We start from the raw sequence: 18343 nt of genomic DNA on the forward strand, positions 1-18343 counted from the left end.
TTTAGCAATAGGATTTTTCCTAGACAAGTAGGAAAATGCCTATCAAATAGGAAAATTCCTATCGCTTGAGTCGCGGCGCGCCTGCACCGAAAAGGGAGAAGAAGATGGAGTCCAGCCTGTTGCAACGGATCGAAAAATTCCTCGAGGAATCGGCGATACCGCCGAGCGTTTTCGGACGCGCCGCGGTCGGCGATCCACGCCTCGTCGGCGACTTGCGCGCGGGACGGAAGCCCGGTCTTCAGCTTGTCTGCCGTGCAGAACATTTCATGAACAAATGGCGCGCCGACTTTCGCGCGGGGCGCACAACGCAGCGCGGCGACCGGCGCACGCGCGCGGTTCGCAACGCGATGGAGGCGGGCGCATGAAGCTCTGGTCGCCCGCCTTGCCGCCCCGCCCCGCCTGCCCGCACCGCCGCTTGCGCCGCATCCTCGGCGGCGCGCTGCCCGAAGGCATCACTATCGACACGTCGCTGCCGCACCCGTGGGCGAGCGCGAACTTCGTCGGAGCGCGCCATATCTTCACCTGCTCGGTCGCGAGCGGAGCGAACGGCGTGCAGCGGACGACGCTCGAAGCGGAGCTCGGCGCGCGCGACTGGGTGCTGGCGGGTCAGATCGTCGCTGACGTCGCGGTGGACGCCGATCGCGACGACAGGCTGCGCATCGAGATATTGACGGTGGAGGATTAGGCCGCGGCTCAGCCGAGCGCGTGGCGGTTCATGCGGCTCAGCGTGCCGAGCGCCGCTTCGAGCGCGACGTCGACTTCGCCGACAAGATCATTGTCGGCGGGACGGGTACCCATCGCGATTTCGCGCTGCGGGTCCGGGGGCACGGCACCGTGCAGATCGCGGCGGCGCGCCAGGCCGACCTCGAGCCGCGCGACCATCGCGCCCAGGCTTTTGTCGGCGGCATCGGGAACGTCATAGGCGTTCGGAAGCTCGGCAGGCTGCAGCCACGGTGCGTCGGCCATGGCGTCGAACGCGGGCTCGGCGTCGACCGCCGCCAATTCCGCTTCGCGCGCGGCGCTCGGCATCGCTTCGCCGTCCGCCTCCTGTTCGACCGAAGCTTCGGCCCAAGCGATTTCGGGCAGCGGACCGAGTCCGCCCGCAGGCAGCTCGCGTCCCGCGCGCAACGGCGGCCGCGGCGCATCGTCGGGGTGAAAGTCGGAACGGCGGCGCGTAGCGGCGTTATTGTCACCCGCATCCGTATCGCGCGACCGGCGGCGCAGCGCGCCGGGCCGCTCGATCAACAGCGCGACCAAGCCGGCAATCAGCGCTGCGACCGCCGACAGGCCGAGCGCGAGCGCAAGCCGCGCGCCGTTGCCGACGGGCGGCACGAAAAGTTCGGCCAGCCGGTCGAGGTAGAGATTCCAGCTGATCGCCGCGACCCACGCCATCGGCATCAGCGCCGCAAACAGGAAAGTCAGCGCCGCCGCGCCGATTATCGCAGGCAGCGCCGGACGCAGCGCGCGGAGCAGGACGGCCCCTTTGTTCGCCGTGCGATATTCGCTGCTTTCGTTCATTTTACTTTCGAACCTGTATCTTGCGCCGTTCAGATCGCCGCATTCGACTTGGCGTTGCGCCAGGTCGCGCGGCTCTGCAACAGCCTTTGGTAAACAGGCTCATAACATAAAATGTTTGATGACCAGTTACGATGCGTCTCGACGAAGGCTCGCGCCGTTCGTCGGCGTTCGTCCCACATCGCCCGCGCGCCGAGCAGGTCGGCGAGCGCCGCTGCGAGCGCCGCCGGATCGCCGGGCGCGAACAGCGTGCCCGTCACACCATCCTCGATCAGCTCGCGATGACCGCCGACGTCCGACGCGGCGACAAGCTTGCCCTGCGCCATCCCCTCGAGCGGCTTCAGCGGCGTGACCAGATCGGTGAGGCGCATCTTCTTGCGCGGATAGGCGAGAATATCGATCAGCGAATAATAAAGCTCGACCTGGTCGTGCGGCACGCGTCCGACGAAACGGATGCGGTCGGCGACGGGCGATGCCGCGGCCTGCGCGCGCAGCGCATGCTCCATCGGCCCGCCGCCGACCAGCAGCAGTCCGGCGCCGGGCTGCGCCGCGACGAGCGCGGGCATCGCGGCAATCAGGTCGTCGATCCCCTCATAATCGTAAAAGCTGCCGATATAGCCGATCACCGTTGCGCTGGTGTCCAGCCCCAGCTCGACGGCGAGCCTCTCGTCGCGCGGCGGCGGGTCGCCAAAGAGGTCGAGGTCGACGCCGTTGGGCGACACGATGATTTTCGCGGGATCGATCCCGCGGGCGATCAGGTCGCCGCGCAGCCCTTCGCAGATGACGGCGACCGCATCGGCGCGCCGCACCGCACGCGTTTCGAGCGCGCGCGTCAAGCGGTAGCGCAGGCTGCCTTCGCGCCCGCTGCCGTTGCCGACCGCCGCATCCTCCCAGAAGGCACGGATTTCATAGATCACCGGAATACCGAGCCGCTTGCCAGCGCGCAGCGCCGCCATGCCGTCGAGCACCGGCGAATGGGCGTGGAGTATGTCGGGCCGCCAGTCGCGCGCAACCGCCTCGACCTGCGCGGCGAGCGCGCCGACCTCACGCCACTCGCGGATCGCCGGCGGCGCCCCAGCGATAGGCGGCGTGCGGTGAAAAGCCAGCCCGTCGACCTCCTCGACTTCGGGGCCCTCGACCGGATGGCGCACCCCTGTGACGCCCTTGACGTCCCATCCCTTCGCAAGCTGCGCCTTCATCAGCGCGCGCGTGCGAAACGTATAGCCGCTGTGCGCGGGAAGGCTGTGATCGAGGACGTGAAGGATGCGCGGCATAGGTCGCCGCTTTGCCAGACAAGACTTAACGCCGCGTCAACCCCGATGGGTTAGAACGCCGTCAAACGCCCTGCGGGGCCGCCACGAAAGCCAGCGCCGCCACCATGGTCGACAATTTTTCGATTGCCCTGACGCACGCGCTGATCGCGATCGCGCTATGGCGCCTGCTGCATCGCGACGACCTCGACCGCGAGGTGAGCCCGCGCAAATTGTGGCAGCAGCGCCGCGACGCCGCGGCAGCGGAGCAACGCGATGCGTGACATCGCCTTTGTCGCATTTCTCTTTGCCTTCATCGGCCTCGGCTTTCGCCGGCCGTTCCTGTTCGTCCTCGCCTTTTGCTACATCGACATCGTCGCGCCGCAACGGCTCAGCTATTTCCTCATCAACTCGATCCCGATCTCGCTGATTGCCTTCGCACTCGCGATACTCGGCTGGCTCGCGATCGACGACAAGCGCGACACGCGCTGGTCGGGGCGGCAATCCTTGCTCGTCGCGCTGCTGCTCTATTGCTGGATGACGACGATCCACGCCGATTTTCCTGTCGAGGCGGCCGACAAGTGGAGCTGGGTGTGGAAGGCGCTCGTCTGGGCGATCTTCCTGCCGCTGACGCTGCGGACGAAACTCAGGATCGAGGCGCTGGCGCTCGTCATGCTGCTCTCGGCCGCGTCGATCGCCATCGCCGGGGGGATCAAGACCGCTGCGGGCGGCGGCGGCTATGGCTCGCTCCAGCTTCTCCTCAACGAAAATTACGGACTCTACGAAGGGTCGATCATGTCGACCGTCGGCATCTCGATCATCCCGCTGATCCTCTGGTATCGCCGCCACGGCACCATCTTTCCGCCCGACTGGCGCGTCAGCCTGTTTGCCTTCGCGCTCTGCTTTGCGTGCATGCTCCTCCCCGTGGGGACGCAGGCGCGCACCGGCCTGGTCTGCCTTGCCGTGCTCGCGGCGCTGTCGCTGCGCGCGGTCAAATATCGCTTCCTCTACATGGCCGGCGCGGGACTGCTGGCGCTCGCTGCGATCCCCTTCCTGCCGCAAAGCTTCACCGAGCGGATGGAGACGATCCAGGGCTACAAGTCCGACCAGTCGGCCTCGACGCGCGTCGCGGTGTGGGCGTGGACGTGGGACTATGCGAAGGAAAATCCCTTCGGCGGCGGATTCGAAGCCTATATTCAGAACGACCTGCGCGTCGAAACGACGGGCAGCGGCTATGACCCGGACAAGCCGCAGGATGCAACGCCGACCGTTCACGAGGAAAAATCGCGCGCCTATCATTCGAGCTATTTCGAAATGCTCGGCGAACAGGGCTATCCGGGGCTCGCAATGTGGCTGCTGCTCCATGCGATCGGCCTCGTCCAGATGGAGCGATTGCGCCGGCGCTATCTCAAGACGCGCCGCGCCGAGGAGCAATGGATCGCCCCGCTCGCGACCGCGCTCCAGCACGGCCATATCGTCTATATGGTCGGATCATTGTTCGTCGGCATCGCCTTCCAGCCCTTCATCTACATGATGCTCGCGCTCGAAATGGGACTATCGACCTATTGCCGCCGCCGCGAGGACGAAGCCGGATGGCGTCCGCTCACCGCGCGCCCTGCGCAGGTGCCCGCCCGCCGGGCGGCCCCTGCCGCGCATTGAATCGGAACCAAATTCGGTACCCGCACCTTAGTGTAACGTGACGAGCCAAGGGCAAATCCGATTCTCGCGCCTTGCACGCGACTTGTTGACCTGCGCCGTCCCGGAGCGCCATGATGCAGCTCCGCTTCGCGACGCCTGCCCCATCCCCCAACCCAGAGGACCAATGTGATTTTGCCCCTTTACGCATCCAGCATCTTTGCATCCGCCAACCGCACCCCGGGCGACCCGCTCGAGGATCTGCGGCGCTGGTGGGAATCGAGCGTGACCTGGGTGGAGGGCCATTGGCTCCAGATCGTGATCGCCATCGGCGCGGGCCTGCTCATCTATGCGCTGCTATCGATGGTGCGCCGCGTTGCGCTCAAGCGCGCGCAGGCGGCGCCGGGCGAGTTCACGCTGACCGACATCGTCGGCCGGGTCATCCACAAGACCAAGTCGGTCGTGCTCGCCATCATCGCGATCCGTGCGGTCGCAGGCTATGCACAGCCGCCCGCCGTCATCCTCGACATTATCCGGCTCGTCTTCACCGTCGCGGTCGTGCTGCAAGTCGCGATCTGGGCGCGCGAGATCGTGCTGGGGCTGATCCAGCGGCGCGCGGCAGAGGGGCATAATGAAACGCTCCACAATGCGATGGGGATCATCCGTCTGCTCATCAGCGTTGCGCTGTTCGCGGTCGCCGCCATCGTCATCCTCGACAATATGGGGGTCAATGTCACCGGCCTCGTCGCGGGTCTCGGCATCGGCGGGATCGCGATCGGCCTCGCCGCACAGGGCATTTTTTCCGACCTCTTCGCGTCGCTCTCGATCATCTTCGACCGGCCGTTCCGCGTCGGCGAAACGATCAAATATGACGAGAGTATCGCGACGGTCGAAAAGATCGGGCTCAAAAGCACGCATCTGCGCTCGGTCAACGGCGAGCTGCTCGTGATTTCGAACACCAACCTCCTGTCAAAGGAGATTACCAACTACGCGCATCTCGACCGCCGCCGCGTCCAGTTCGGCATCGGCGTCATCTATCAGACGACGCCCGAGATGCTGCGCGCGCTTCCCGCATTGCTCGAGGAACAGGTGAAGGCCGAGGGACATGAGTTCATCCGTTCCAGCTTCCTTGGCTTCGGCGACTCGAGCCTCAATTTCGAGCTCGTCGCCGACATTTTGAGCGCCGACTATGGCGAAGTCATCGCCGCGCGCACCGCAATCGGCATCCGACTGTTCGAGGAAATGACGCGCGCAGGCTATGACTTCGCCTATCCGACGCAGACCACCTTCACCGCGGCGCCCGACGGGACGATGATTCTCCCCTATGCCGAAAGCGTCACGATGAAGACGCAGAAGCCACTGAAGGAGTGACGCTACGGCTCTGCGGCCCTGGGGCGTGGCCCTTGTGCAACCGCGTTCGACGGGCCTAAAACCCCTGCCGACCTGAGAGATTGAGGGGACGCGCGAATGGCTACAATCGCACCGCAAGACATGAAAGAGCTGGTCGGCAAGCCGCTCGGCAGCTCCGAATGGGTGCTCGTCGATCAGGCGATGATCGACAAGTTCGCCGACGCCACCGGCGACCATCAGTTCATCCATGTCGACGAGGAAAGGGCCAGGCTGACGCCCTTCGGCGGGACCATCGCGCACGGGTTCCTCACGCTCTCGCTTTTTCCGCTCTTGATGGCCAAGTCGGACTGTCCGCACCCCGCGGGCGTCAAGATGGGCGTCAACTATGGCGGCAACAAGGTTCGTTTCCTCGCGCCCGTCCGCTCGGGAAAGCGTGTCCGCGGCCATTTCAAGCTGCTCGAAATCGACGAAAAACGCCCCGGCCAGTGGCAACAGACGCTCGAGTTCACCATCGAAATCGAAGGCGAGGAAAAGCCCGCGCTGATGGCCGAATGGATCAGCCAGTTTTTTGTTTGAAGTGACTTATTCCCTCCCCTTCAGGGGAGGGGCAGCGAGACTTGCCAGCTTGCTGGCTAGTCGCAGCGGAGTGGACCGAACGGCCTTGCACCAGCCTGCGACACCCCAACCCAACCCCTCCCCTGATTGGGAGGGGCTTAGAAAGAGAAGGAATTCATCATGCGTGACGCCGTCATCGTTTCCACCGCCCGCACCCCGCTGACCAAGGCGGGCCGCGGGTCGTTCAACAACACGCTGTCGCCGACGCTCGGCGCCTTTTCGGTCAAGGCCGCGGTCGAGCGCGCCGGCGTCGAGGGCGGCGAGATCGACGACGTCGTCTTCGGCGCCGCGATGCAGCAGGGGTCGCAGTCGCCGAACGTCGCGCGCCTGATCGCACTGCGCGCCGGCCTGCCCGTCACCGTCCCCGGCATGTCGATCGACCGCCAATGCTCGTCGGGGCTGATGACGATCGCCACCGCCGCCAAGCAGATCATCGTCGATCGCCAGGACGTCGTCGTCGCGGGCGGCGTCGAAAGCATCTCGAAGGTCAGCGGCAGCGGCAAGGTGTGGATCGAACCCGACGCCGACCTGATCGCGATGCACAAGGACACCTATATGCCGATGATCGGCACGGCAGAGGTCGTCGCCAAGCGCTACAACATAAGCCGCGAGGCGCAGGACGAATATTCGCTCCAGTCGCAGCAGCGTACCGCCGCCGCGCAGGCCGCGGGCAAATTCGCCGACGAAATCATCGCGTGCAACGCCACGATGGCGGTGATGGACAAGGAAACCAAGGAAGTCAGCTTCAAGGACGTCGTCGCCGACCGCGACGAATGCAACCGCCCCGACACGACACTCGAAGGGCTCGCGAGCCTCAAGCCCGTGATGGGCGAAGGCCACACGATCACCGCGGGCAACGCCAGCCAGCTCTCCGACGGCTCGTCGGCGGCGGTGCTGATGGAGGCAAAGCTTGCCGAAAAGCGCGGCCTGACCCCGCTCGGCCGTTATGTCGGCATGGCGGTCGCGGGCACCGAGCCCGACGAAATGGGGATCGGCCCCGTTTTCGCGATCCCCAAGCTGCTCGAACGCTTCGACCTCAAGATGGACGACATCGGCCTGTGGGAACTCAATGAGGCCTTTGCCGTCCAGGTTCTCTATTGCCGCGACAAGCTCGGCATCCCGAGCGAACTCTTGAACGTCAACGGCGGCTCGATCTCGATCGGCCACCCCTTCGGCATGACGGGCGCGCGCTGCGTCGGCCACGCTTTGCTCGAAGGCAAGCGCCGCGGCGTCAAATATGCCGTCGTCACCATGTGCATCGGCGGCGGCCAGGGCGCGGCGGGGCTTTTCGAAGTCTTCTGACCAACCAGCGGGCCGGTCCTTCGGGACCGGCCCATTCTTTTGAGGGAAAACACCATGAGCGCCATCGGCATCATCGCGACGCTGCGCGTCCAGCCCGGCAAGGAAGCCGAGTTCGAGAGCGTCTTCGCCGACCTCGCCGCCGCGGTCCGCGCAAACGAAGCGGGCAACAGCTATTACCGGCTGTTCAAGGCAGGCGAGGCGGGCGTGTACAAGGTCATGGAATGCTATGACGACGCGGCCGCGACCGAGACGCACCGCGCATCGGACCATTTCCGCACGCTCGGCGCACGGCTCGGCCCCTGCCTCGCCGGCGCGCCGGAAATTGAGACACTGACTGCGGTTTGAGCGGCGCGGATCGTGCCCTCTCCCCTCTATCGTCACCCCGGGGCTTGACCCGGGGCCCATGCCTTCAGCGCGGTCGTGGATCCCGGATCAGGTCCGGGATGACGAATGACTGGTAGCGACCGGTAGCGGACGTTCGATCCTCCCTGTGCCGCAGGCATGGGGAGGTGGCAGCCCGCAGGGCTGACGGAGGGGCTAATGGCGCTGGCGGCGCGGCCCCTCCACCCCTCGCTTCGCGAGCGGTCCCGCTGGCGCTGCGCGACAGGGAGGATTGAGCGGCAGATCCCCCCATTTTGGCCATTCAGTCCCGATCTGGATGCGATGATCGGACTCGACCAATTCCGGTCACTGCTTTTTTCTGGTCATTTGACCACCTCGCAACCCCATCCGTCGTATTCGCCGCCTATCTCTCGAATGCGCCGTGCGATTGGTACCACCACATCGTCGATTCTGTCCGGTCGGTCGGACCGGGTGAAGCTTAGCTCCACGGAGCCGCCATCAATTTTTGGCTGGTCAACGCTGAAATCCTGACCAGCAAGAAAGTCACGCAATTCTGCTGTCGCGGTCGCATTCGGCAGATACGCGAAGTGCTCGATCAAGCGAGGCTTAGAATGATTGTCGCCATGTGCCGCCAACTGCTCGGTGACCCGCCGATTGAGGACGCGTTGTAGGTCATCCGGCGATGGATAAAGGAAGCCAAAATAAGCATTCCAGTCCGGATCTGGCCAACCTCCGACTTCAAATTGATAATTTGGGTGACCAGCCATTGCCGCTCTAGCTGACTCCTCAAATGCGGCAGCGTCTGCTGTATAAAAGTAGAAGTCCCGGTTTCCGCTCGACGTGTTTCGCCCAACATAGGTCGTCTTATCGCTCCCAGAGAAAATCTCGGTCAAAGAATCTTCAACGCCAATCAGGTCGTCAAGCTCGTCGTTGCTGGAAAGTCCGTCGGGCCGTGCCTGACGCATGAAAACTCGAATGTAGACCATATGACTTTGGTTCTCGATCGGAGCCTCGCCTGCCAAACCCAAGTCGACGTAAATCGACGCTGGCTCACTATCGACAAGCAGAGGGTAAAAATCCCAATCGTCACTCATTTGCGGCTCCTAAAATGCTGTCCCAGTGTCGCAAAACCGTGCGAGGATGCAATGGCAGCTTTCCACCCCGAACCTGTCGCCCCCAACAACGCCCCCTCACCCGACCTCGGCAATCTCCCCCGCCCGGTCGCCGAGCAGGTAACGCGGCCCCGCGCCGCGCTGCGCCGCCTTGTCGCCGGGGTTGTAGAGCGCGCATTTCTTCAGCGACAGGCACCCACAGCCGATGCAATTGCCCAGCAGCTCGCGCGTGCGTTGCAGCGACGCGATCTGCGCGTCGATCCGCGCGCCCAGCCCGGTGCTGATCCGCGCCCAGTCGGCCGCATTCGGCGTGCGCCCCGCGGGCAGGCGCGCGAGTTCGGCGCCGATTTCCTCGAGCGCCAGCCCCAATTGCTGCGCGATCAGGATGAACGAGACGCGGCGGATGTCGGCGCGCAGGAAACGCCGCTGCCCGCCGCGCGTGCGCAGCGCCTCGACCAGCCCCTTCGCCTCGTAAAAGCGGATCGCCGACACCGCGACGCCGGTGCGCGCCGCAAGCTCGCCGATCGATATCAGGTCGGTGCGGTGCATCGTCGCTCCTTGCGTCATTGGCCCTTGACCTAAACCTCACTTGAACTTTCATAACCGTCTGCGTCAACCCGAATCAGGAGTTTTTTCGTGGCGCATCCCTTTATCGAGCATGTGAACATCACCGTCAGCGACCCCGACCGCAGCGCCGCGCTGATGCACGCCATTTTCGGCTGGAACGAGCGCTGGCGCGGCCCCTCGCTTCACGGCGGCCGCACGATCCATGTCGGCAGCGACACCGCCTATCTCGCGCTCTACACCGGCCCCGACGGCGAACATGCCGGCGTGCGCTATCCGAAGGGCGAGCCGCTCCAGCATATCGGCGTCCAGGTCGACGACCTCGACGCGACCGAAGCGCGCGTCGCTGCCGCGGGGCTCACCCCGTTCAACCACGGCGATTACGAACCCGGCCGCCGTTTCTATTTCCTCGACCCCGACGGCATCGAGTTCGAGGTGGTGAGCTACGCCGACCCCCACCCGCGCTGAGGCGGGGCAACATATGGCGCGGCGCCGCGTTGACTCCTTGAACTAACCGAAAGGAGTCCCCCCATGAGCGACGATATCAAGAAGCGGTTCTGGAAAGAACTCGCCGACAGCCCCAATGTCATGGTCGGCCAGACTGGCGAGCGCGCGCACCATATCCCGATGCGCGCGCAGCTCGACAAGGATGCGAACAGCGCCTTCTGGTTTTTCACCGCGACCGACAACCGCCTCGCGGGCGGCGGCCCCGCGATGGCGCAGTTCGCGGCAAAGGGCCACGACCTCTTCGCCTGCATTTCGGGAACGCTGCGCCCCGAAACCGATCGCGCGGTTCTCGACAAGCTGTGGAGCAACGGCGTCGCGGCGTGGTACGAGGGCGGCAAGGACGACCCCAAGCTGCTGCTGCTGCGCTTCGACCTCGACGACGCCGAAATCTGGACCGCCGACGCGGGCATCAAGGGCATGTTCAAGCTCGCGACCGGCATGACGATGAAGGAAGGCGACCTCGGCCAGCACGCCGAAGTGGCGCTCTAGCCCACCTCATCGATCGTCATTCCGGCGTAGGCCGGAATCTCGCCGGTGCGACAAATCGCGAGGTCGAGATCCCGGCCTTCGCCGGGATGACGATTTACGAAACCCATATGACGTCCGGGGCGTCCTCACCCCACGCGCGGTGCGACCTGCCCTTCGCGAAACTCAAACCCGCCCTCGCGGTCGCGCGCGAGCAGCGCGGGACCGTCGAGGTCGACCCAGCGCGCGCGCTGCGCGAGCACGAACGCCGGCGCGATCGCCAGGCTCGTGCACAGCATGCATCCGACCATGATCGACAGCCCGGCCGCGTCCGCCGCATCGGCAAGGCGCAGCGCCTCGGTCAACCCGCCCGCCTTGTCGAGCTTGATGTTCACGCCGTCGTAAAAGGCGCCGATCCGCGCGACGTCGGCGGCGGTGTGGCAGCTTTCGTCGGCGATGAAGGGGATCGGCGCGTAAATGGGGTCGAGCAGGGCATCGGCGCCGACCGGCACCGGCTGTTCGATCATCTCGACGCCCAGGTCCGACAGCGCCTCGGCCTCGCTCAAGATATCGACCTGTCCCCAGCTTTCGTTGGCATCGACGATCAGCCGCGCGTCGGGCGCGCCCTTGCGCACCGCCGTGACGCGGAGCCGGTCGTCGTCGCCGGTCAGCTTGACCTTGAGCAGCCGGTATCCGTCGGCAGCCGCGGTCGCCGCGGCCTCGGCCATCTCGCCCGGCCGTCCGTGCGAGATGGTGAAGGCGGTCAGCCGCGCGGTCGGCGCACCGTCGCACCCCGCGAGTTGCCACAGCCGCATCCCGCGCTGCTTTGCCTCGAGGTCCCACAGCGCGCAGTCGAGCGCGTTGCGCGCCGCCCCCGCCGCCATCATTTCCTGAACCGCCGCGCGCGCCTCGGCGGCCTCCATGTCGGCGATCAGCGACGCGACCCGCAAAATCTCGTCGCGGCACCCCGTCGCGTCCTCGCCCAGATAATAGACGGGCGTCCCCTCGCCGCGCCCGACCTCGCCCCTGCCCTCGATCTCGGCGACGATGACGTCGACATGTTCCTTGGCGCCGCGGCTGGTGACGAAGCTCCCCGCGACGGGCCAGCGCTCGACGCGCGCGCTTTTCAGTTGGATAGCCATGAACGGATCATAGGCGAAGACCGCCGTCCCACAATATCGTCATTGCGAGGAGCCGCAGGCGACGCGGCAATCTCCAGTCTCGATGGCGGCGCTATCGCGGCGGCTGGAGATTGCTTCGCTTCGCTCGCAATGACGGACAAACCTTCTATGGTGCCGCCATGCCGGGCAAATCCCTTTCCGAACGCATCGCCGATTTCGGCCGCCGCCTCGCGGTCGAGGCGCACGCCGCCTGGCTCGCCGCCCGCGACCCGCGCACGCCCTGGCCCGCGCGGCTGCTCGCGCTCGCGGTCGCGGCCTATGCGCTGTCGCCGATCGACCTCGTCCCCGATTTCATCCCCGTGCTCGGCTGGATCGACGACCTGATCCTCGTCCCCGCCGGATTGATTCTCGTCCGCCGCCTGATCCCCCGCGCGCTATGGAGCGAATTCCACGCCGTCGCCGCAGCCGCCAGCAAACACCCCTCAAGCCGCGCCGGCATGGCGATGGTGCTGCTCGCCTGGGCCGCGATCCTCTACATCGTCTATTGGAGCGTCCGGGTCGCGCCGGTGCATTGAAGGCGCGGCGCTATGGCTACGACGGGGTGGGCAGCGGACGTTCAATAATACCCTCGTCACCCCGGGCTTGACCCGGGGGCCCGCTCAGCGGCGCCATAGAAGCGGGACCCCGGATCAAGTCCGGGGTGACGATACTGTGAATGTCACTTTTTAGTCGCTACAAGACCTTCGTCATCCCGGACCTGATCCGGGATCCATGACCTCGGCGCTGCTATGGAGCCCGGATCAAGTCCGGGATGACGGGTATTGGACCACCGTCCCTACCCGCCGTTACCGCGAATCCACGCCTCAACCACCGGCGCAATTTCCTCGCGCCATTTGCGGCCGTTGAAGATGCCATAATGGCCGACGCCCTTCGCCATCAGATATTTCTTCTTCGCGGCAGGCAGCGACTTGGCGAGTGTCAGCGCCGCCTTGGTCTGGCCGATCCCCGAAATATCGTCGCGCTCGCCCTCGATCGCGAGCAGTGCAATATCCTCGATCGCATTGAGGTCGACGGGCTTGCCGCGATGCAGCAGCTCGCCCTTGGGCAGCAGGTGGCGCTGGAACACAGCGTCGACCGTCTGCAGATAGAATTCGGCGGTCATGTCGCAGACCGCGCGATATTCGTCATAGAATTCCTTGGTCTTGTCCGCGCTCTCGTCGTCGCCGTCGACCAGATGTTTGAACATCTCCCAATGGCTCGTCATATGATTGCCGAGGTTCATCGACATGAAGCCCGCGAGTTGCAGGAAGCCCGGATAGACGCGGCGCCCCGCGCCCGGATAATAAGCGGGGACGGTTGCGATGACATTTTCCTGGAACCAGGCATAGGGGCGCGTGGTCGCATGCTGGTTGACCGCGGTCGGCGCCTTGCGCGTGTCGATCGGCCCGCCCATCATCGTCAGCGTGCGCGGGCGGCATTCATGCTTTGCCGCCGCCATGATCGCCGCGGCGGCATAGCTTGGCACCGACGGCTGGCACACCGCGAGCATATGCGCGCCCGGCCCGATATGCTCGAGCCAGCCGATGATATAGTCGATATAATCGTCGAGGTCGAAATGCCCGTCCTCGAGCGGGACGTTGCGCGCGTCGCGCCAGTCGGTGATCCACACGTCATGGCCTGGCAGCATGCGCTCGACCGTGCCGCGCAGCAGCGTCGCATAATGGCCCGACATCGGCGCGACGATCAGCAGCTTGGGCGCATCCTTCGTGCCCTTGTGCTTGAAATGCTTGAGCTGGCCAAAGGGCTTGCGCGCCTCGACCGCCTCGGTCACGCGCACCGTCTCGCCATCGACGACGGTGTCGTACAGGTCGAAGCGCGGTTTGCCGCGCGGCGCCGCGGCGTGCGCGAACACCTCGAGCGCCGAGGCGAAGGCGGGGCTGCCGCCGAAATAGCCGAGCGGGTTGGCGGGATGTTGCATGACCTGCGCGCCCGCGGTCGCCAGCGCGCTCGCGCCGGCAAGCCAGCTCTTCTGCATTTCAAATGCGTGATACAGCATCGATATTCCTTGCGTCCGTTTCCGGCGCTCTGACGGCGCCGCGTGTTGGCGGGCATCCTAGGCCATCGGTGTCATTGTGCAACGCATCATTTGGCTGGGCTTCAAAGCGCTTGAAGCAGGGCGCGATTCTGCGGCGTTGAGCGGCTGCGGACGGGCTGCTAGGGCGATGACCGATGGCGACAACAACCGAACAACCCGCCCCGCCCGCCCCCTCCCCCGTGCAGGATTCGCGGCCGCGAAAGCTCGGCAGCCTGCGCATGGTGTGGCATTTTGCGAGCGATTATCCGCTCCAGATCCTGATTGCGGCAATCGCGCTCGGCGTCGCCGCGCTCGCGACGCTCGCGATCCCGTGGCAGTTCAAGGAGATGATCGACAGCGGCTTCGTTGCGGGTGGCGGCGACGTCGCGCCGCATTTCCGTCTCTTCTACCTGATCGTCGTGCTGCTCGCGCTCGCGACCGCGGTGCGCTTCTATTTCGTGTCGTGGGTCGGCGAGCGGACCGTCGCCGACATCCGGCAGGCGGTTCAGCGCAACCTGCTGCGGCTCGCCCCCGGCTTTTTCGAGGAAAACCGGCCGTCCGAAATCGCCTCGCGCATGACGTCGGATACCGCGATCATCGAACAGATCGTCGGCACCACCGTCTCGGTCGCGCTCCGCAACACCGTCATGGGCATCGGCGGCATCATCTATCTCTTCTCGCTCTCGCCCAAGCTCACCGGCGGCATCTTGCTCGGCATTCCCATCATCATCCTGCCGATCGTCCTGCTCGGCCGCCGCCTTCAGAAGGTGTCGCGGTCGAGCCAGGACCGCGTCGCAGACATCGGCGCGACGACCGCCGAACAGCTCGGCGCGATGAAGATCGTCCAGGCGTTCGGACAGGAAGGGCGCGAAGCCGAGCGGTTCGCCGGCGCGGTCGAGGCGAATTTCGCGACCGCGCGCCGCCGTATCCGCCTGCGCGCGGTGATGACCGCGATCGTCATCGGGCTGCTCTTCGGCGCGATCACGACGCTGCTCTGGTATGGCGCGGCGGGGGTCGCGGCGGGGACGATCACCGGCGGCACCATCGCGGCCTTCGTGCTCACCGGCGGGCTTGTCGCGGGCGCATTCGGCGCGCTCACCGAAGTCTATGGCGACCTGCTCCGCGCCGCGGGCGCCGCCGAGCGGCTCAACGAGCTGCTCGTCGCCGAACCCGATATTTCGGTGCCCGCCGCGCCGCGCGCCTTCCCGGTGCCGCCGCTCGGCACGCTCGAATTCGAGCGCGTCGAATTCCGCTATCCGACGCGCCCCGATGCGCCCGCGCTCCACGACTTCACGCTCGGCATCCGCCCGCGCGAGACCGTCGCGATCGTCGGCCCGTCGGGCGCAGGCAAGTCGACGCTCTTCCAGCTCGCCGAGCGCTTCTACGACCCGCAGGCGGGCGAGATCCGCCTCGACGGCGTTCCGCTCACCGCGGCCGACCCCGCCGACATTCGCGCGCGGATCGCCATGGTGCCGCAGGAAACGGTGATCTTCGCGGCGTCGGCGCGCGACAATCTGCGCTATGGCAATTGGGACGCCGATGACGACGAGCTGTGGGCCGCGGCACGCGCGGCGAATGCCGAGGAGTTTCTGCGCAAGCTTCCCGACGGGCTCGACACCTTCATGGGCGAGGGCGGCGCGCGGCTGTCGGGCGGCCAGCGCCAACGCGTCGCAATCGCTCGCGCGCTGCTGCGCCGCGCACCGCTGTTGCTGCTCGACGAGGCGACTTCGGCACTCGACGCCGAGTCCGAACGGCTCGTTCAGGATGCACTCGAAGCGCTGATGCACGACCGCACGACCATCGTCATCGCGCACCGCCTCGCGACCGTGCGCGCGGCCGACCGCATCGTCGTGATGGACGAAGGCCGCATCGTCGAGGAGGGGCGCCACGATGACCTTGTCGCCGCCGACGGCCTCTATGCGCGGCTCGCGCGGCTGCAGTTCCAGGACAATCTCGTCGCCTGACCAAAGGACACATCATGCTCTATGAATCGACCGTCCCTGCTTACGCCAACGGCCTGCGCGCGTTGTCGGCGCAGCTCGACAAGGCGCTGGCGTGGGGCAAGGACAATGGCGTCGGCGAGTTGCAACTGCTCGCCGCGCGGATTGCCCCCGACATGTTCCCGCTCGCGGCGCAGGTTCGCTTTTCCTGCCTCCAGGCGCTTCAGTCGCCGACGCGGCTGGGGGCGGCCGGCGCCCCGGCGTTCGAGGAGGATGCTGCCGATTTCGCGGGCCTTCAGCAGCAGATTGCCGACAGCCTCGGCTGGCTCGAAACCGTCGACCGTGCCGCGCTCGACGCAGACCCTGATCGCGCGGTCGGCTTCACCCTCCCCAACGGGATGGCGTTCGACATGACCGCGGCGACCTATGTGCGCGACTGGGCGCAGCCGCAATTCTACTTCCACCTCGTCGCCGCCTATGCGGTTCTGCGCCATATGGGCGTCCCGCTCGGCAAGGCCGACTATGTCGGCTATATGATGCAATATCTGCGCCCCGGCACCGCTCCGGCGTCCTGAATCGACCGGCGCGGGCCGCACGCGCGACAGATTAGATGCTGTCGCGATACTGGTGGATACCGGGAAAGCCGACCGATTTCGCGCCGTTGCGGCGGATCGCCCCGATTGCCTGGTCGACGCGCAAATAGCGCGCGCGGGCATCGGGTTCGAGCAGGATCGCGGCGGGCTGCGCGCGCTCTGACGCGCGCTTGACCAGCATGCCCAGCTCCGCAACATCCACCGCCTCGTCGTTCCAGCGGATGACATCGGCCGTGTCGATCGTCACGCGATTCTCGTCGGCGACGGGAATATCGGGACCACCCGAAGGCAATGTGATGTCGACGACATGCGTCGGGGCCGGGATGGTGATGACGAACATCACCAACATCACGAGCATGACGTCGATCAGCGGCGTCGTGTTGATGTCGGGGCTGGCGTTCGGATCGGCACGGAAAATGCTGCGGCGCTTGCGCATGGCGCTCTCTCCCTTTCGGGCACGGGCCGCGGCGCGCTGTCGCCGGCGTCCGCGGCGTCGTGCAGCCGGCGACGCTTCCGCGACAGTCGCGACCGCTCCTCACCGGCATTGAGACGATATAACATTTTTATCACGCTGCCAAACGAATAGGCAGCGCGGCTGGCAGCGCGGCGATCAATGTGTCGCGGCGCTTGCCGCATGCGCCAACGAACAGCGCACGCATAAAGAAAGGGCGGCACCTTTCGGTACCGCCCCTCTTTTCTTCCAGTCCCCGTCGGGAATGGAAACCGGTCTTACATGCCCGAGTTCGGACCGTAAGTGATTTCCACGCGACGGTTCTGGTCGTTGCGGACGCCGTCGGCGGTCGCAACAGCCGGACGCGTTTCGCCGAACGCTTCCGAGCTGATCGAACCGTCGGCAATGCCGCGGGCCGTCAGATAGCTGCGGACCGACGCGTTGCGGCGTTCCGACAGACCGACGTTGTAGCGTGCCGAACCCGAACGGTCGGTGTGACCGGCGAGCATGACCTGCGTACCCGTGCAACCGCGGTTGTAGGCGCTGATCGCATTGTCGAGCGTCGAAGCCGCTTCCGGCGTGATGTTCGACTGATCCCAGTCGAAATACACGATGTACGGCCCAGGCTCGCACTGCACGACCGGCGGCGGCGGCGGCGGCGGCGGCGGAGGCGGAGGCGGCGGGGGAGGCGGCGGCGGCGGCGGAGCCGGCGGCGGCGGCGGTTCCGCTCCACCGAAGTTGTACGTCAGCGTGCCGAGGATCGAGTGCGACCGGAAGCGCGTCGAAACGTCGCGGCCAGCCTGATCGACGAAGTCGAGGCCGCTGGCGTTGAAGAAGCGATACTTCAGGCCGACGTCCCAGTTGCTGCTGAGCGGTGCGCGGATACCCGCGAGCGCCTGCCAGGCAAAGCCCGTGTCCGAATCGTCGATGAACGGACCGGCGAAGACCGGCTCGACCGAAACGCGCGAGATACCGGCGCCACCGCCGACAAAGCCCTGCAGACCATCGTCGGGACCGAAGTCCAGCAAACCGTTGACCATGAAGCTGAGCGCGTTCGAGTCGCCGTTCAGGTCGGTCGAGCCGACGAACGAACCAGTGCCGTTCGCTTGGCTCGGGATGCCCGGAGTGACGAAGCGGCCCGACTTGATGTCGGCTTCGCGCCAGCTGACTTCGACTTCGGCGCGGAACGGGCCGAAATCATAGCCGACAACGCCTTCTGCGTCATAGCCGGTGCGATGGTCCAGCGTGCCAGCGTTGTTGAAGGTTGCGATATCAAGGTCCATGTCCTCGACGATCGTCACACCTGCCCCAACACCGACATACCAGGAGTTGTCGCGCGCCAATGCTGGCGACGCAAGGGCAGTGGAGGCCAACGCCACTGCGACGGCAAGCTTCCTCATAATAAATTCCCCTTTCAATTGAGATTTACGTCTCGTCAGACGTCCTACCCCTGCCTTTGGTTCCGTGCAAGCCAACAAATCGTTAATCTGTTGCCAAAAAGTCGCAG

The 18343-nt window shown here is 65.7% G+C and carries 20 protein-coding genes and 1 pseudogene; 13 read left to right on the top strand and 8 right to left on the bottom strand.

Translation table 11 applies throughout. The features are described 5' to 3' along the window. Positions 1-104: 104 nt before the first annotated feature. Positions 105-365, top strand: coding sequence for a hypothetical protein (locus H7692_RS07590; RefSeq protein ID WP_227339978.1), 261 nt, complete (start codon positions 105-107; stop codon positions 363-365). Beyond that, the gene (locus tag H7692_RS07595) at positions 362-685 is read left to right on the top strand and encodes a hypothetical protein (protein WP_227339979.1); all 324 of its coding nucleotides are present in this window, start codon (positions 362-364) and stop codon (positions 683-685) included. Before H7692_RS07590 ends, H7692_RS07595 begins: the two co-directional genes overlap by 4 nt. A gap of 8 nt (positions 686-693) precedes the next feature. Here H7692_RS07595 and H7692_RS07600 read toward each other — a convergent pair whose 3' ends face one another. After that, positions 694-1518 (bottom strand): hypothetical protein, encoded by an 825-nt coding sequence (locus H7692_RS07600; protein WP_227339980.1) that lies wholly within the window; start codon positions 1516-1518, stop codon positions 694-696. 29 nt (positions 1519-1547) lie between these two features. Beyond that, positions 1548-2789 carry a TIGR04063 family PEP-CTERM/XrtA system glycosyltransferase gene (locus H7692_RS07605; RefSeq protein ID WP_227339981.1) on the bottom strand — a complete coding sequence of 414 codons (1242 nt, stop codon included), beginning with the start codon at positions 2787-2789 and terminating at the stop codon, positions 1548-1550. 104 nt (positions 2790-2893) lie between these two features. On the opposite strand from H7692_RS07605, the gene H7692_RS07610 reads away from it, so the two are divergent. The 6 genes from H7692_RS07610 (at position 2894) to H7692_RS07635 (ending at position 8012) form a co-directional block, all read left to right on the top strand. After that, the gene (locus H7692_RS07610; RefSeq protein ID WP_201928917.1) at positions 2894-3049 is read left to right on the top strand and encodes a hypothetical protein; all 156 of its coding nucleotides are present in this window, start codon (positions 2894-2896) and stop codon (positions 3047-3049) included. Then, on the top strand, positions 3042-4424 hold the full coding sequence (locus tag H7692_RS07615; protein WP_201928916.1) for a putative O-glycosylation ligase, exosortase A system-associated: 1383 nt from the start codon (positions 3042-3044) through the stop codon (positions 4422-4424). Before H7692_RS07610 ends, H7692_RS07615 begins: the two co-directional genes overlap by 8 nt. Before the next feature lie 192 nt (positions 4425-4616). After that, complete coding sequence (locus H7692_RS07620; RefSeq protein ID WP_222136343.1) at positions 4617-5771, top strand: mechanosensitive ion channel family protein; 1155 nt, start codon at positions 4617-4619, stop codon at positions 5769-5771. 96 nt (positions 5772-5867) lie between these two features. Beyond that, positions 5868-6326, top strand: coding sequence for a MaoC family dehydratase (locus H7692_RS07625; RefSeq protein ID WP_201928915.1), 459 nt, complete (start codon positions 5868-5870; stop codon positions 6324-6326). 159 nt (positions 6327-6485) lie between these two features. Continuing rightward, a complete protein-coding gene (locus H7692_RS07630) occupies positions 6486-7667 on the top strand; it encodes an acetyl-CoA C-acyltransferase (protein WP_222135472.1) in 1182 nt (393 codons plus the stop codon). A gap of 54 nt (positions 7668-7721) precedes the next feature. After that, on the top strand, positions 7722-8012 hold the full coding sequence (locus H7692_RS07635) for a putative quinol monooxygenase (protein ID WP_222135471.1): 291 nt from the start codon (positions 7722-7724) through the stop codon (positions 8010-8012). A gap of 359 nt (positions 8013-8371) precedes the next feature. Here H7692_RS07635 and H7692_RS07640 read toward each other — a convergent pair whose 3' ends face one another. Both H7692_RS07640 and soxR read right to left on the bottom strand, forming a co-directional pair. Continuing rightward, positions 8372-9103, bottom strand: a complete 732-nt coding sequence (locus H7692_RS07640) for a DUF695 domain-containing protein (RefSeq protein ID WP_222135470.1) — start codon at positions 9101-9103, stop codon at positions 8372-8374. Positions 9104-9199: 96 nt separating this feature from the next. After that, complete coding sequence (soxR, locus tag H7692_RS07645; RefSeq protein ID WP_201928911.1) at positions 9200-9670, bottom strand: redox-sensitive transcriptional activator SoxR; 471 nt, start codon at positions 9668-9670, stop codon at positions 9200-9202. Positions 9671-9757: 87 nt separating this feature from the next. Here soxR and H7692_RS07650 point away from each other — a divergent pair, with 87 nt between their 5' ends. After that, entirely contained in the window at positions 9758-10153 is a 396-nt protein-coding gene (locus tag H7692_RS07650) for a VOC family protein (RefSeq protein ID WP_201928910.1), read from the top strand. A gap of 63 nt (positions 10154-10216) precedes the next feature. Beyond that, positions 10217-10681, top strand: a complete 465-nt coding sequence (locus tag H7692_RS07655; RefSeq protein ID WP_201928909.1) for a pyridoxamine 5'-phosphate oxidase family protein — start codon at positions 10217-10219, stop codon at positions 10679-10681. Positions 10682-10806: 125 nt separating this feature from the next. Here H7692_RS07655 and H7692_RS07660 read toward each other — a convergent pair whose 3' ends face one another. After that, positions 10807-11799, bottom strand: a complete 993-nt coding sequence (locus tag H7692_RS07660) for a dipeptide epimerase (RefSeq protein ID WP_222135469.1) — start codon at positions 11797-11799, stop codon at positions 10807-10809. Between the two features lie 221 nt (positions 11800-12020). Between H7692_RS07660 and H7692_RS15210 the strand changes: the two are divergent. Continuing rightward, a pseudogene (locus tag H7692_RS15210) lies at positions 12021-12210 on the top strand (YkvA family protein); the annotation flags it as partial. Positions 12211-12613: 403 nt separating this feature from the next. On the opposite strand, the gene H7692_RS07670 reads toward H7692_RS15210, so the two are convergent. After that, positions 12614-13834: a polyhydroxyalkanoate depolymerase gene (locus tag H7692_RS07670; protein WP_222135467.1), complete on the bottom strand. Its 1221-nt coding sequence runs from the start codon at positions 13832-13834 to the stop codon at positions 12614-12616. Between the two features lie 173 nt (positions 13835-14007). On the opposite strand from H7692_RS07670, the gene H7692_RS07675 reads away from it, so the two are divergent. Next, positions 14008-15816 (top strand): ABC transporter transmembrane domain-containing protein, encoded by a 1809-nt coding sequence (locus tag H7692_RS07675; RefSeq protein WP_201928905.1) that lies wholly within the window; start codon positions 14008-14010, stop codon positions 15814-15816. Positions 15817-15830: 14 nt separating this feature from the next. Continuing rightward, entirely contained in the window at positions 15831-16367 is a 537-nt protein-coding gene (locus H7692_RS07680) for a DUF1993 family protein (RefSeq protein WP_222135465.1), read from the top strand. A gap of 31 nt (positions 16368-16398) precedes the next feature. Here the strand turns inward: H7692_RS07680 and H7692_RS07685 are convergent, their stop codons facing one another. Both H7692_RS07685 and H7692_RS07690 read right to left on the bottom strand, forming a co-directional pair. After that, complete coding sequence (locus H7692_RS07685) at positions 16399-16821, bottom strand: ExbD/TolR family protein (protein ID WP_201928903.1); 423 nt, start codon at positions 16819-16821, stop codon at positions 16399-16401. Between the two features lie 293 nt (positions 16822-17114). Continuing rightward, a complete protein-coding gene (locus tag H7692_RS07690) occupies positions 17115-18236 on the bottom strand; it encodes an OmpA family protein (RefSeq protein ID WP_227339983.1) in 1122 nt (373 codons plus the stop codon). Positions 18237-18343 lie beyond the last annotated feature (107 nt).

Origin of the sequence: Sphingopyxis sp. P8 (assembly GCF_020622175.1) — a bacterium.
Taxonomy (GTDB): domain Bacteria; phylum Pseudomonadota; class Alphaproteobacteria; order Sphingomonadales; family Sphingomonadaceae; genus Sphingopyxis; species Sphingopyxis jiangsuensis.